The 15,619-nt window shown below is 41.8% G+C and carries 12 protein-coding genes; 6 read left to right on the top strand and 6 right to left on the bottom strand.

Going from position 1 to position 15,619, the window contains the following annotated elements; translation table 11 throughout:
• Positions 1 to 405 precede the first annotated feature (405 nt).
• Positions 406 to 2,436, bottom strand: coding sequence for a glycoside hydrolase family 10-like protein (locus B4U84_RS05325; RefSeq protein WP_131115957.1), 2,031 nt, complete (start codon positions 2,434 to 2,436; stop codon positions 406 to 408).
• A 304-nt stretch (positions 2,437 to 2,740) separates the two neighbouring features.
• On the opposite strand from B4U84_RS05325, the gene B4U84_RS05330 reads away from it, so the two are divergent.
• The 3 genes from B4U84_RS05330 (at position 2,741) to B4U84_RS05340 (ending at position 7,791) form a co-directional block, all read left to right on the top strand.
• Positions 2,741 to 5,935 (top strand): response regulator, encoded by a 3,195-nt coding sequence (locus B4U84_RS05330; protein WP_131115959.1) that lies wholly within the window; start codon positions 2,741 to 2,743, stop codon positions 5,933 to 5,935.
• 12 nt (positions 5,936 to 5,947) lie between these two features.
• Entirely contained in the window at positions 5,948 to 7,021 is a 1,074-nt protein-coding gene (locus B4U84_RS05335) for a hybrid sensor histidine kinase/response regulator (RefSeq protein WP_131115961.1), read from the top strand.
• A 299-nt stretch (positions 7,022 to 7,320) separates the two neighbouring features.
• Entirely contained in the window at positions 7,321 to 7,791 is a 471-nt protein-coding gene (locus B4U84_RS05340; protein WP_131115963.1) for a hypothetical protein, read from the top strand.
• A gap of 13 nt (positions 7,792 to 7,804) precedes the next feature.
• On the opposite strand, the gene B4U84_RS05345 is transcribed toward B4U84_RS05340, so the two are convergent.
• The 3 genes from B4U84_RS05345 to B4U84_RS05355 form a co-directional block, all read right to left on the bottom strand.
• Positions 7,805 to 8,416, bottom strand: a complete 612-nt coding sequence (locus B4U84_RS05345) for a flavodoxin family protein (RefSeq protein WP_131115965.1) — start codon at positions 8,414 to 8,416, stop codon at positions 7,805 to 7,807.
• Positions 8,417 to 8,655: 239 nt separating this feature from the next.
• Positions 8,656 to 9,291: a transaldolase family protein gene (locus B4U84_RS05350; protein WP_131115967.1), complete on the bottom strand. Its 636-nt coding sequence runs from the start codon at positions 9,289 to 9,291 to the stop codon at positions 8,656 to 8,658.
• 3 nt (positions 9,292 to 9,294) lie between these two features.
• A complete protein-coding gene (locus B4U84_RS05355) occupies positions 9,295 to 10,074 on the bottom strand; it encodes an MBL fold metallo-hydrolase (protein ID WP_131115969.1) in 780 nt (259 codons plus the stop codon).
• 538 nt (positions 10,075 to 10,612) lie between these two features.
• Between B4U84_RS05355 and B4U84_RS05360 the strand changes: the two genes are divergently transcribed.
• Entirely contained in the window at positions 10,613 to 11,983 is a 1,371-nt protein-coding gene (locus tag B4U84_RS05360) for a sensor histidine kinase (protein WP_131115971.1), read from the top strand.
• A 70-nt stretch (positions 11,984 to 12,053) separates the two neighbouring features.
• A complete protein-coding gene (locus B4U84_RS05365; protein ID WP_131115973.1) occupies positions 12,054 to 12,302 on the top strand; it encodes a GIY-YIG nuclease family protein in 249 nt (82 codons plus the stop codon).
• A 96-nt stretch (positions 12,303 to 12,398) separates the two neighbouring features.
• On the opposite strand, the gene hpnH is transcribed toward B4U84_RS05365, so the two are convergent.
• Together hpnH and thrC are read right to left on the bottom strand one after the other, a co-directional pair.
• A complete protein-coding gene (gene hpnH / locus B4U84_RS05370) occupies positions 12,399 to 13,412 on the bottom strand; it encodes an adenosyl-hopene transferase HpnH (RefSeq protein WP_044451495.1) in 1,014 nt (337 codons plus the stop codon).
• Positions 13,413 to 13,581: 169 nt separating this feature from the next.
• Complete coding sequence (gene thrC, locus B4U84_RS05375) at positions 13,582 to 14,673, bottom strand: threonine synthase (protein ID WP_017309385.1); 1,092 nt, start codon at positions 14,671 to 14,673, stop codon at positions 13,582 to 13,584.
• 427 nt (positions 14,674 to 15,100) lie between these two features.
• Here thrC and B4U84_RS05380 point away from each other — a divergent pair, with 427 nt between their 5' ends.
• Positions 15,101 to 15,286, top strand: a complete 186-nt coding sequence (locus B4U84_RS05380) for a hypothetical protein (protein ID WP_017309384.1) — start codon at positions 15,101 to 15,103, stop codon at positions 15,284 to 15,286.
• The last annotated feature ends 333 nt before the right edge of the window (positions 15,287 to 15,619 follow it).

Below are 15,619 nucleotides of genomic sequence, written 5' to 3' on the forward strand. Positions count from 1 at the left end.
GTTATACTTCCCACAGTCATTGCACCCCTCCCCGCGTGCGGCTACCGTGTACACACAAATCCTCTGATCCCCCTAAATCCCCCTTAAAAAGCAATACAGTTCAGTTAAGCAATTTTTTCCTTCTCTCTCTTCTTTCTCTGTGTCCTCTGCGCCTCTGCGGTTCATTAGAAAAAATGACTTAACCTTAACACCAAGCGTATTGCCTTAAAAAGAGGGACTTTGATTCTAGTTCCCCCTTTTCAAGGGGGGTTAGGGGGGATCAAAACGCCACTAGGCAACTTTATAAGACTTGTGTGTACACCATAGCCGCACGCGCTTAGGGGCGGTTTTGGCGTTAGACAAAACCGGGGTGGGGTTCTCTGGGAATTATAAGTAATCAAGCGAACCTGATATAACCAGTAACTGTCAACTAACCCCTATTACCATTCCTACACTTTCATTTGCTAATCTATCTACTGCACATATGGCATAAGTTCCCGGTTCGACGGTTGCAAAGGTGGTGTTAGCAGGTAAAACTCGCTGGAGTGTCCAAGTATCGCCACTTTGTCTATAAACTGTCCAAGAACGAATCTGGCTGTTATCACCTGGCTTCCAAGTTAATTTACGGTTACTAACTTGTAGGGCTGTAGGCGGTGCGGGTGGTGTGGTGTTCTGCCAAGATAAAGTCGGAGGTAAGGCAGGTTTGTTGTAGAGTAACCCTAATTTATCAGCGATATCCTGACTATTGTCCATCAAAACACCGACGTTAAAGAAAATATTTCCTAGTGACAACTGTCCAGCTTGGCTACGACTAATTTTCACCTGCTTTTCAATTTCGCCACTTTCTCGACTCTTGTTACTTGGTTCTGTAAGATTATTACCTGCATAAACGTGTCTTTGTTTGGTGTTAACCTCTGTCCACCACTTCAACAATGCAGAATAACTTTGTTGTGTTTGGTCGGTACGCCAGTAAAGCTGGGGAGCAATATAATCAATCCAACCTTGTTCTAACCATTTCTTGGCATCGGCATACAGCACATTATAAGCGTCTAACCCAGTAATACCAGCGGGTTGCCCAGGGCGATAGATACCAAAGGGACTAATGCCAAATTTAACGTAGGGTTTGGTTGCTTTAATTCCTTGCCACAGACGCTGTACCATTTTGTTCACATTGTCTCGACGCCAATCACTTAGGCTGAGTGTACCACCACTGGCTTTGTAGGCAGCGTAAGTTTTATCATCGGGGAAAGATTGATTCTCTATGGGATAGGGATAAAAATAATCATCTAAGTGAATAGCATCAACATCGTAGCGCTTCACTACATCTAGGATCACATTGTAAGCTCGATCCTGAACGATTTTCAGTCCTGGGTCCATCCAACGCTGAGTTTTCCACGGGTAAACGCATTCTGGATTGGTAGCTGCGATGTGGGGACGAACAGTTTTAGCTGGATTTGTGGAAGTGCTAGCCCGGTAAGGGTTAAACCAAGCATGAAGTTCGATATTGCGTTTGTGGCATTCAGCGATCGCAAACTCTAAAGGATCATAAAATGGATCTGGTGCTTTTCCCTGAGTTCCTGTTAACCAAGCACTCCATGGTTCCAATTGGGAAGCATACATAGCATCGCCCTCTGGTCGCACCTGAAATATCAAGGCATTAAAATTGAGAGCGTCTAATTTTTCAATTATTTTGATTAACTCGGCTTTTTGCTGTGCAACAGAAAGTCCTGTTTGAGAAGGCCAATCACTATTCCACACACAAGCTACCCAAACTCCCCGAAACTCCCGGTTATGACTGACGATTGCAGCAGGTGTTGACGATAGATTTCCTGATTGATTTGCTGGTTCAGGAGCAACCACTATATAGTTCGAGGAAATTTTCTCTGCCTTACCTTGATATACCAATGCTTGATAAACTATGGCTGCGACGTCAGCGCGGGTTGCTGCGACCTTGGGATTGAGTATTTTCACGTTAGGAAAATTAGCTACTATCCCAGCACGAGTAGCGATCGCCACTGCATTTTTAGCATATTCTGGTATACTATTTGCATCGTTATAGATTAGGGGAAGTGTTAGTAATAAATCAGGCTTAATATTAGCACTTAGACCTAAGCCACTGACTAAAGATACCAAAACATCACCTTTAGCAATTCTATTATTGGGGCCGAAACTGCGATTAGGATAGCCAGATAGAAATCCGATTTCGTAAGCTTTTTGAATTGCATTTGCTGCCCAGTGGTTAGCAGGAACATCAGTAAACGGCACATATTCCCGCTTACCAGGTAGGTTAAAAACTGTGGTAATGATGGCAGCAAACTCTGCACGAGTGACTGAGTTATCAGGACGAAACGTGCCATTGGGATACCCATTTAAAATTTGGCGCTGGGCTAAAGCTTCAATAAAAGCACGGGCCCAATGATTTTGAATATCTGAAAAGCGAGTAGAAGTAGATACCATATTAATCCCAGCTAGCTAGATTGATTTTAGTCAGCTTTGTGATTTTTTCGATGGTTTTGTTATGACTTTTTAGGTTTATCCAAAATCGTGCGATTCTGTTCCCTGTTCCCTGCTGTATTTCATTTACAAAATTTTTTGACATCATAGTTATGTACAATACAATTTCTTTAGAAATGCGATCGCGTTGATATTTTTGACTTATGACCAATCATTCCTTGGTGGTACAAGAAAGCGGATAAATCCGTGGAACCAATCGGAAATCCACCCGTGCCTCGTCAATCCAAAATCCAAAATCCAAAATCGGATGACTCATCACTCTCCCTTGACTATTTTGCTCATTGATGATTGCGTCGATGATCGCAGAGCATGTTGTCGCTTTTTGAAACGCGACAGCCTATATACCTATCGCATTGTAGAGTTTGAGACGGGAACCCAGGGAATAAAATGGTGTCAGCAAGAAATACCAGATGTGATTTTACTGGATTTTTTGTTACCGGATGGCGATGGGCTAGAGTTCCTTCAGCAAATTCGTAAATTACTGAAAAATACTCAATGTGCTGTCATAATGTTGACAGGACAAGGTGATGAGATGACCGCTGTCAAAGCAATGAAAAGCGATGCTCAGGATTATCTCCTCAAAGACGACCTCACGGCTCAAATTCTGCAACGTGCAATTCATCATGCAGTTGAACAAATGCATCTGACCCGACAGCTAGAAAAGAGTCGAGAACAACAACAACTGATTGGTGCGATCGCTTTAAGAATTCGTCAGACACTGAAGCTAGAAGTGATTCTGCGTACAACCGCCACAGAAGTACGCCACTTTCTCAAGGCTGACCGGGTTATAGTGTATAAATTTAACCCAGACATGAGTGGTACTATTGTTGCAGAGTCAGTTCTTCCCGGTTGGACAGTTGCTCTGGGGATGGAAATTGCAGATACCTGCTTTCAACAGGGAGGTGGAACCGACTATCTGCAAGGAAAAAAACGGGCAATCAACGATATTTACCAAGCAAACTTAACTGAGTGCCATTTACAGTTGCTTGAAAAATTTCAAGTCAAAGCTAATTTAGTAGTGCCTATTTTGGTTACAGATCAATTATGGGGATTTTTAATTGTCCATCAATGTTCAGCATCTCGTCAGTGGCAATCTGTGGAATTGGAGTTGTTAGATCAACTGGGGGTGCAAATAGCGATCGCAATTCAGCAGGCTAGTGCCTATGAGCAGCTAGAGATAGAACTAGCAGAACGCAAGCAAGCAGAGGAAAAGCTACGGCAAGCACAGAAGTTACAAATTGAACTACAACTACTTGAAGATATCCTGGAAACAGCACACGCCGGTTACTGGAACTGGAACATCCCAGACAATCAAGTATACTTAAGCCCAACCTTTAAGCAGATGTTTGGCTATGAGAATCACGAGTTGCCTAATACACCAGAGACTTGGCACACTCTAATTTTTAGGGAAGATTTACCTGGGGTTTTCAAAAGCTTTGAGCAACACATCCAAAGTCGTGGTCAAATAGCCTGTTACAACGAGGTGAGATATCGGCACAAGAATGGTTCTACAGTTTGGGTCATCTGTTCACGTCGCGTCATTAAATGGGATCAAAATGGCAATCCACTCCGTATGATTGGTTGTCATATTGACATTACAAAACTTAAGCAAACTGAACAAGAATTAATCCAAAATAGAGACTTGCTGGAGGCAATTTTCAACGAATCTGCCGATGCTCTGTTTTTAGTCGATTCCCAAACCCTGCTTACTCTTGATTGTAATCGGCGAGCAGTAGAAATGTTTGGTGTGGCTGACAAAGCAGAACTAATCGGTATTGAAGGACATACACTCCAGCGCTATCAATTTTCTCCCGATGAGATGGCTGCTATTGTCGCAGAACTTCATTTGAAAGGGGTTTGGAGCCGAGAAATAGAATATGTGACTCGGCAAGGTAACCTCTTTTGGGGCAACATTGCAGCCACGCCAATTACTGTAGCCGGACGTACCTTGAATTTAGTGCGCGTCAGTGATACTACTGTTCGCAGACAAGCTGAGGAGCAACTAAAGCAGACAAATGAACAGCTTGCCAACATCAACGCCGAACTTGCTCGTGCGACTCGCCTCAAAGATGAATTTTTAGCAAACATGAGCCACGAACTACGAACACCTCTGAATGCGATTCTGGGCATGTCTGAAGGTTTTTTAGAAGGTGTGTTTGGTTCGAGCAATGAACGACAGACTAAAGCGATCGCTACAATCGAACGCAGTGGTAAACATTTGCTAGAACTAATTAACGACATTCTAGATTTGTCTAAAATCGAGTCTGGCAAACTGGAACTACAATTGAGTGAAGTTTCAGTAAAAACTTTGTGTAATAGCAGTCTCGCCTTTATCAAACAGATGGCGTTGAAAAAGAATATCCGTACTAGCACAAGTATTTCTCAAAACATCGGCACTATTCAGGTGGACGAACGCCGTCTGCGTCAGGTACTGATCAATTTACTCAGCAATGCCATCAAATTTACACCGGAAAAGGGATCTGTAAAGCTAGAAGTTTGGGTGGAAGAAGTGGGGGGGATCGGGGATCGGGGATTCTCCAGAGGAGACGCTTCGCGTAGACGCGTCAGCGGCTTCTCACAGAGTACGGGGATTGGGGATTCTCCAGAGGAGACGCTTCGCGTAGACGCGTCAGCGGCTTCTCATAGAGTACGGGGATCGGGGGGACAGGGGGGAGATTATGTTTCTGGGTCTGTTTCGTCGTCCCCTCATCTCTGCTTTAGTGTCACAGATACTGGTATCGGAATTGCTCCTGAAGATATTGGTAAGCTGTTTCAGCCCTTTATCCAGCTTGACAGCAGCTTCAATCGCCAGTATAATGGCACGGGTTTAGGGCTGGCACTGGTAAAGCGAATTGCCAAACTGCATGGAGGAACAGTATTAGTTAGTAGTAAAGTTGGGCAAGGGAGTTGTTTCACCGTCCGTATTCCCTACTCTACAAGCAATCATGTTTCAATTTGCTTACCTGGCAAAAATGCTCAAGTTTTGAGCAGCGAAGATTCAGTTTCTGCTACAGACCAGATTAGTCCCTATTTCAAGGAGATGGGAATGCAAGTCGTCCTCGATCCACGAGGCGAACCTCCTTTAATATTACTAGCAGAAGACAATCAGGCAAACATTGATACAATGTCTGGCTATCTGGAGAGTCGAGGATATCGTTTGATGCTGGCGAACAATGGGCAACAAGCTATAGAGCTTTCCCTCGCTCATCGCCCTGATTTAATTGTGATGGACATTCAAATGCCGATCATGGATGGACTGGAAGCAATGCGTCACATCCGTGGCGATCAACAATTGATGCATATTCCAATTATTGTCCTAACAGCGCTAGCCATGCCAGGCGATCGCGAAACTTGTTTAGCTGCTGGAGCCAAAGAATATTTCACCAAACCTGTAAAACTTAAAGAACTTGCAACAAAAATTCAACAAATTTTAGAGAAATAACGAAGATTTTTGATGGACACTCAACCCTCTGTTTTAGTAATTGATGATGAACCGGATAATTTTGATGTTATAGAAACATTGCTGGATGGTGAAAACTATCAACTACACTACGCCCCTAGCGGTAAAGGCGCCCTTGATCGCCTCCATAGTTTTCAGCCTGATGTCATTTTACTAGATGTGATGATGCCCGATTTAGATGGGATAGAAGTTTGTCGGCGCATCAAAGCTGATCCACAATGGCAAACAGTTCCAATTATTATGGTAACGGCATTAACTGCTAAAGAAGATCTCGCTCAATGTTTAGCTATGGGTGCAGACGACTTTATTAGTAAACCCGTCAACGGTGTAGAGTTACGAGCCAGAGTTCATTCCATGTTGCGGATTAAGCAGCAGTACGATAGCCTGCAAGATTTGCTCAAACTGCGAGAAGACATGGTTAATATGATTGTCCATGACTTGCGAAATCCCCTTGCGAGTATTGTCCTATCAACTGAAATTCTCCGGCTTCCTGGTATATCACCCGAAAAGCAACAACAAAAGGTCGAGGAAATTGTCAGCGCTGGACAACAACTACAATCACTGATTAATAGCTTACTGCTCATGGCAAAGTTAGAATCTGGTAAAATATCTCTCAACTACACAGAACTAGACCTGAGCGCGCTTTGTATTTCCGCTGTTGCAGATATTGAAGCGATCGCTGCTCAAAAAAATCTCACCCTTGTCAGTGAACTACCCAAACCTGGTGGAGTTGTGAAAGTAGATGCAGCAATCTTTCGGCGAGTCCTGGATAATTTGCTTTCTAATGCGATTAAGTTCTCCCCGTCAAACTCTCAAGTAATTTTACGGGCTGAGTATTTGGAACCAGGTGCGAAAGTGCAAGTTGTTGATTCAGGTCCCGGAGTCAGTAAAGACTTACAACAACGAATTTTTGAGAAATATGAGATTGGAACTCTGCTTCCAGAAGTTTCGCAAATTGGTCTAGGATTAGCTTTCTGCAAAATGGCGATTGAAGCACATCACGGTATTATCAAAGTCGAAGATCATCATCCACAGGGTAGTGTCTTTACAGTATTGCTTAAACATTAGTGGTCTACCACATAAGTTCGGATTATAGATCCCCGACTTCTTTAAGGATGCAGCTGGCGAATAGGGGGTCAAACCCCTCGTGCGCCCACAAATTGGTTGTAGAGACGCGCCATGGCGCGTCTCTACATCTGGTGGAATGACGAAAAATCGTCGGTGAGGGGTGTCACCCCTGATTCGCCAGCTGTATCCTTTAAGAAGTCGGGGATCTCGCAGAATTTTGTAGTCAGTTTATCTTCTGGTTTTTTAAGCCTCTGTTAGCCTTCGGATATAAACCGGATAGAGGAAAATCGATATTGCCAGTGCAAAAACGTAATCTAATCTATCTATTATTGACGCTGCTCTTTGTGGGTATTGTTGGCTTTTCTTATGTTTCACAGCGATCGCCTATAATCAGTTGTCAGCAATCAGAATTTATTTCCACATCAACAAGTAATAAATTTTACATCCATCCCGAAAAAATCGTTGTTGAGCCTTGGCGCGGTCGGCATCATGTGTATGCTATCTTCATGATTCCCAGTGAACACATCAACGATCATTTTCTGAAAGTGACAATAGAAGGAATGGATAGCATCTGCGGAGTGATGACATATCTCGGTCAAAACTCCACAGATGGCATTAATGCCAAACCAGGATATTATCTGAGCAAGGGATGGTTGCAAACTCGCATGGCTTTGTGGCTAATTTTTCAAGGCAAGTATAAACAGTTAAAACACTCAGGCAATTGGATACTGGGATACAGAAAAAAGCAATATCAGGCTGATTTAATTTAACAGGAGCAACAAACTAAGCTAAAGCAGCTATTGGTTGATGGCTCCAACGATGTGCAGCTTCAGCAATACGTTTTCCATAGTTCTCAGCAGTGATGCGATCGCCTGAATCTAAAACAGCTTCTCCCCCACTTAAATCCATTGGGCTTTGTCCCATCACTCCTAAAAAGGAACCCAATCTATTCACGCCGTCGGTTTTACCTTGATAACTACTCGGTAACTCTCCTACACCAACCCAAATCATACTATGTTGCGCTGCATTAATAGATAAATAAATTAGTGTTCCTTGTTTATCTCCACTTAGAGAACTCGAATGAGTAAAACCACCTGCGATTTTATCTTTCCATTGTTGGGTAAACCAAGCAGTACTAGCAGCATCTAGGAAAGCTTTGAACTGAGCCGCAACCCCACCCATATAAGTAGGAGTTCCAAACACAATCGCATCCGCTTGACTAAGCTTGTTTAAGATTTCATGATCTTGCCAACGCCCATTAACGATTTGCTCACCTGTAATTCTGAGTAATTCAGCTTTGGTTCCTGCAACCTGATTTGCTCCTGCTGCTACAGCTTCCGCCATGAGATGGGTGTGACCAGAGCCAGAAAAATATACAACTGCAACTGTCGTCATGTTTACCTCAATTAGTAGCGATATTTACCTTATAAGTTAGATACTAAAAGTAAGTACTAAGAAAAGTAAAGTAGGCACTTTTTGGTAACTACCCATCTATTTAGCCCAACATCCCGCCCTCAAATAAATAGCTGGCTCATAGCACAAACCCACTTAAAGTGGGTTAAAGGGTTTATTCAATTAGTCTACTTTTAGTAGACTTAAGTTATGAGCCAGCTATTTATTTGCGGGCGATGCAATTAGTGAAGTCCTATTCCATTTTGAGCAAACTCTTCTACTGTTTTGTGTGATAACTCATGAGTTGCCATTGCTTGCAACATTGCCAATGGTAAAGTCAGATGGTGCGCCCCAGCTTGTAAAGATGCTGCTGCTTCTTGGGGTGATTTGATGCTAGCAGCTAAAATCTCAACGTTACTATCACCAAGGATACTTGCCATATCTCGGACTAAAGCAATACCATCACCCAACAAACGAGTCGCACGGTTGACGTAAGCGATCGCAATTTTTGCACCGGCTTCTTTTGCTACTGCTGCTTGGGAAGCACTGTAAATTGCTGTAACTGAACAAGTAATCTGGGGTGATAATTGGGCTACTACCTCAAATCCTAATGGTGTGGCTGGTATTTTCAGTATTGTTTGTTCACCAATAATCTCAAAAGCCTTTTTTCCCTCTTGCACCATTCCATCCAAAGTAGAGGTTGTTAATTGATAGTAAAGTGGCCCGTTTGTCAAGGTAACTAATTTTTTCAGCGTTTCTTCTGGTGGGGTATCACATTGAGCTAAAAGTGTGGGATTTGTGGTGATCCCCTTCACCCAACCCATGTGTTTAGCAATTTCCGCTTCTGATGCGATCGCCGAGTCTAAATATAGTGCCATACATTATACACCTGCGCCCTTTTTCTGTAATTGCAATTCAATGCGATCGCCTGACTTAGGTTCTATCACCTGGGTAGAAAGATTATTTTTCGCCAATAACGCCCGAAATTCCTCAATACTTCCCTTGGTTTGCAAGAAATTTGCCAAAAATCCCACAAACGTGACATCACCTCCTGCTGCTGTGGGTAGCATAACTTGAGGTTGCAACCATTGAGCTAATTCAAGAGCATTTTTTCCACCCCTGATAAATGATCCAAATATGGGCAAAGTCAAGTCAACAAGTGGAGTAATGACAACATCAATAGGAGCTGCTGCTTGTAGCGACGGAGAATGATATCCGTGTGGTTCGTAGTAAATACTCAAGTTGCTTGGCAACTCTTTGAGGATGTAACCATTTTCTACCAAAGTGGGGCCGATGGGTGAACCAGGAACTGCCTTGATTTCTACACTTGCATCTAAAGTAAAGGTTTCACCATGAGCAAGTACCGTTATTTGGGTGTAACCTAGCTGCTGTACAACTTTAGCAGCATTAGGAGAAGCTACCACGGGAATATTGTGATTAAGTTGTTTGAGTGTTGGTGTATGAGCATGATCTTCTAGCCCCTGAGACAGCAAGATCAAGTCAATATTTTCTGGAATAGGACGATCTTGAATTCGATAACCTTTAAAAAACCAATCTTGATTGCCAAAACTCAACTTATCTACTAGCCAAGGATCAATGAGTATCCGTTTGTCTGCAATTTCAACTAGCCAACTGTTGCTGTCTAAATATGTTAATAGCATGGTAACTACGTGACTATAATTAAGTAATAGCTATATTTATTCTGAACTACCCCATGCATGAATGCAGGGGATTCCAACTCACTGGGCGAGTGTTAGGTTCCGACTCCTCACGAGCTATTGGCTTAATTGACAAAATTAACCCACTCTGGACTTGTATCAAATGGGGTTTTGGCGAACATAAGCCAGTAAAAGCGAGAAAATTTACTTAAATATATAAATTTTTGGTTTTCCTACTTAATTTTTGCCGCGATCTATAATACTATTCAAAAAGTACCAGGGTAGTACTACTTTGAAAATAAAGCTACCAAAATTCAAAAAAGCTTTTAAAAGATTTTCTGTGTCTGTGTATTTAGTTACACTGCAACCGAATCGTTTTCAGTAATTATCTGGTGAATATATTGCATATGAAACTTAGTATTGCAATGGTATTTCAGTGAGATTGAAAAACTTCTTGATTATTCAGCACTAAATATTTGCAAACTGCTGTTTGCACAATTCGACGGTATCTGAAAAACTTGAATTTCTACCGAGTAAATGTATGCTGAAACATGCTGATGAGTTAAAGTTGAAGCTAGACTCAACTTTGCAAGAATTGCCTTTGTGGGAAGTAGAAGTTGAACTGGATTTTTTCGGCAGTGACTTAGTGAAACCATTTAAAGATGAGCCTTTACTACCAGGAATAGTGATCACTAATAATCGTCAATATGTTGGGATGATTTCACGGCGCAGGTTTTTTGAACATATGAGCCGTCCTTTTAGCTTAGAACTATTTTTAAATCGCCCCATTGCAACCTTCCTCAACATTTTTAAAATCGAAGAGGAATTTGTCATATCTGAGATAACTTCTGTGATGGAAGCAACTTATTTAGCATTGCAGCGATCGCCTGAATTTGTCTACGAACCGATTATAGTCAAAACTGCATCAGAAAAATATTGCTTACTCGATTTCCACCAGTTACTTTTAGCTTATTCCCAAATTCATGCCTTGACACTTTTTCATTTACAACAAGCACAGGAACAAACGAAAATACCAAACACAGATTTTCGTGAACTTCAGCAAATCGATATTAAATTATTACATCAGGAAAAAATCACTACCTTAAGGCAAATAGTTTCTAGCATCGCCAATGAAATCAATAATCCAGCCAACTTTCTCGCCGGAAAATTAATTCATGCTAGTCGATATATTCAACAACTACTCCAGCTAATTAATTTATACCAACAACACTATCCCGAACCAACAGTAGAAATTCAAAGAGTAATTAATCAAGTCGAACTGGATAATATTACTACCGACCTTTCTAAACTCACAGATTCAATGAAAGCAGGAATTGACCGGATTAGGCAATTTATCCATGCTTTACGCAATTTTTCTACAGAAGAATCTGAAAAAAAATCAGTTGATCTTCATGAAAGTATTGATAGCACTTTGATAATTTTACAAAGTCGTCTCAAATCTAAGACTCATGGTCAAAATATTACTGTCATTAAGGAATATGCCAAATTACCCTTGGTAGAATGTTATCCAGGACAAATGAACCTTGTTTTCATGAATATTCTTAATTATGTAATTGATGCTTTTCCAGCCAGTAATGAGTCTTGGCTAATAGATGAACAGAAAGACAACAACAATTATTCATCACCAACTATTCGTATTTGCACAGAATTATTAAATTCAAAAACAGTAGTAATTCGTATCGCAAATAACGCTGTGAAAATTCCCGAAAGAGTTGGGAAAGGAATTTTTGCCCCCCTTTTTAATCCGAAATCAAATGGCAAATTAACGGAATTGGAATTATCTATTAGCCATGAAATTATAGTTGAAAAACATGGTGGACAACTGGAATGTATACCTGCTTTGGAACAAGGTACTGAATTTATAATAAAAATTCCAGTGATGTCTAATTGACCAAGGCAGCAATTTAGTTAATATCCCAATTACCTGATAATATAAGTGTTCAAGCGAACATGATATAACTATGTATTCTGGCATCTACGCGATCGCACATATTGGTGATTTTAAGCTTTTTGTTGGTGAAGCTAGCCAACTTAGCCAAAAGTGGCCGCCGATACTGACTCAGCTCAATAGCGGTACATTTCCTGATCCTGTGTTACAGCAGGTATGGAATGCAGAAGGTGGTAAGCGCTATTTTTCATTTCACACAAAAACAGAGATAATTAGCGATCGCGATATTTTAGGTATAGAAGAACTTTTGGCATTGGGATGATATCTCATATCATTTCACAAAAATCCTGATACACAGTCAAGATCCCCGACTTCTCAACAGAAGTCGGGGATCTTATCTCTCAATGCTATACAAACTCTAACCAAAAATACTACCAATAGAACGAACTAAATTCTGTGGTTGCATAGCATCGGTAGCAGCGGTGGGTTCATAACCGCAGTGAACCATACAATCTGCACACTTAGGATTACCACTCGCACGCCCGTATTTGTTCCACTCGGTCTTTTCCATCAGTTCATTAAAAGTGGTATAATGTCCCTCATTCAACAAATAACAAGGTTTTTGCCAACCTAGAACACTGTAACTAGGACTACCCCAAGGAGAACATTCATATTCTTTCTCACCAGTGAGAAAATCTAAAAAGAGTGGATTGTGGTTGAAGTTCCAGTTTTTCTCACCTGCTTTGTAAGGAGCTAAAATTTCCCTAAATAAGGCGCGTGTTTGTTCTCGCTTGAGAAAATGTTCTTGATCTGGCGCCCACTCATAGCTATAACCAGGAGAAATCATCATTCCATCAATATTGAGTGTATTGAGGAAATCAAAAAACTCCTGCATTTGTTTGCGATCGACACCCTCAAACACAGTAGTATTGGTAGTGACACGAAATCCCTTGGCTTTAGCAGCACGTATCGCTTGCACAGCTGTGTCAAAAACACCCTTGCGATTCACACATTGATCATGCCAATCTCGCATTCCATCGAGATGTACACTGAATGTTAAGTAAGGTGAAGGTTTAAATTTATCTAGGCTCTTTTCTAGTAACAAGCCATTGGTACACAGGTAAACAAACTTTTTGCGCTCAATTAATCCCTGGACAATTTCGTCAATCTGAGGATGTAGCAGTGGTTCACCACCAGGAATAGAAACTATGGGTGCGCCACATTCTTCCGCTGCTGCAAAACACTCCTGTGGAGTTAGGTTACCCTTGAGTATCTCTGCGGGATGCTGAATTTTGCCACAACCAGGACAGGCGAGGTTGCAACGAAATAAAGGTTCCAACATTAAAACCAAGGGGTAACGTTTACGACCTTTTACACGTTGGGTAACTATATATTTACCGACTTCTAATGCTTGCTGTAGATTAATAGCCATTAAAGCTCACTCCCCACACTTGGATTTAAATAATATTGTGCCGCAAGTCTGTGGTTGTAGTGGGAAATACTGAGTAGAGACGCGAAATTTCGCGTCTCTACATATTGAAATTTCGCGTCTCTACATATTGAAATTTCGCGTCTCTACATATTTTTCACGCCTATGTCTATTAAAATCCCATCGCCGCCGCTACAGACTCAACTTCCGCCTCAATACCTTGTTTAAATTGACTGTTGCTGTGTTTGATGGCTGTATCTGGGTCTTTTAAACCATTACCAGTGAGGACGCAAACCACTGTTGCACCTGTGGGAACTTGGTCTTTAACCTGTAGCAAACCTGCGACAGAAGCTGCGCTGGCTGGTTCGCAGAAAATTCCTTCTTCTGATGCTAATAGGCGGTAGGCGTCGAGGATTTCGTCATCGGTGACAGAATGGAAATTCCCCATACTGGCTGATTTGACAGCGACGGCTTTTTCCCAACTAGCAGGATTGCCAATTCTAATGGCTGTGGCGAGTGTTTCTGGATGAGATATTGGTTCTCCTTTCACTAAGGGCGCTGCACCAGCTGCTTGGAAACCCATCATCCGGGGTAAGCGATCGCATTTACCAATTTGATGGTATTGACAAAAGCCCATCCAATATGCTGTGATATTTCCTGCATTCCCTACGGGAATGCACAGCCAATCGGGAGTGTTACCTAAGACATCAACAATTTCAAACGCTGCGGTTTTTTGTCCCTCTAAACGGTAAGGATTGACTGAATTCACCAAAGTGACTGGATAGGTTTCGGCCATTTCCCGTACTATTTCTAAAGCACGGTCAAAGTTACCTTTAATTGCTAGTACCTCTGCACCATACAATAGTGCCTGTGCCAATTTACCCAAGGCTACATAACCATCGGGGATCAATACAAAAGCACGCATTCCTCCACGTCGAGCATAGGCTGCTGCTGCTGCTGAGGTGTTACCTGTACTAGCACAAATCACCGCCTTCGCCCCTGCTTCTTTGGCTTTGGAAATTGCCATTGTCATACCCCGGTCTTTGAAGCTACCAGTGGGGTTTAGACCATCGTATTTCACAAAAACACGTACTTGTCTGCCAATCCGTTGTGCGATCGCAGGCGCTGGAATCAAGGGAGTGTTACCCTCCAGCAGAGTCACAACTGGTGTTGTTTCGCTGACAGGCAAGTAGTCGCGATACTGCTCTATAAGTCCGGGCCAGGGTTGGCGATGAGATGTAATTGCAGACAGGCTCAAGGTCACGAGTTTTCAGGGCTTGTTATTGTTAAATATTTTTGGGTGTTGGATGCTGGTTGTTGGGTATTGGGTATTGGGTATTGGGTGTTGGTTGTTTAGAAATCACTAACAAACAACACATGTCAAACCTAAACACAAATAACCACACAACAAACAACTTATTCGTAGAATGTCAGTTTATCGTTTTAGATGTACCTCTGGGAAGGTTGACGCCACAATTTTTGACACTTCCCATACACCCCATACACCCCAAGCATCCTCATAGCCGCAATTCCAGAGGAACAAAGTCATGTTTGTCTAGTCGAATGACTGCACATGAAAGATCGAATTACAAGGGAAAGAAAAAATTATATTATTTTTTAATAATTCTTTAAACTTTCCTATTATAATATCTTTGATGGTGTGAGTTGAGTTACGGATAACTTAGTAAGCAATGTCTACATCTAGTATTTCTGAACGCCAATCCCATGCAGCTTGGGCAACAAAGCTAGAAAAGTGTTTCAACCAAGTAGATCAGCAAGTTAAATTCATGCACTTGCAAGCAGAGGTGGATTGTCTGCTACAGCAGTTGCAGCACTTGAAAATGCAAAAATTGGCAGCTACTGACACTGAAGAATAACAGCACAGAGAAAAGCTCTCCTCTAACAAGTACTACAGCAGGGAACTCTTAACAGGGAACAGAGTTGAAAGTTTCTTAGTATATGGCTTTGTTTTGAAAATTTGTACCTGATTTACCTGAAATCTGCTGTAATTACATTCTTTGAGCTATTAATTATATCAGCAAGCTGCTTTGTAAAAAATAAAGACTATCGGGACTGTGATTGAAATCGCAGTCTCATAGTGAAAGTCTGCTGAAGCAGACTACATTTTTTTCGGCGAGCGCAAAAATGATTTCGGCGAGCGCAAAAATGATTTCGGCGAGCGCAAAAATGATTTCGGCGAGCGCAAAAAT

It is taken from the genome of Westiellopsis prolifica IICB1, from assembly GCF_004323185.1.
Taxonomy (GTDB): Bacteria; Cyanobacteriota; Cyanobacteriia; order Cyanobacteriales; family Nostocaceae; genus Pelatocladus; species Pelatocladus prolificus_A.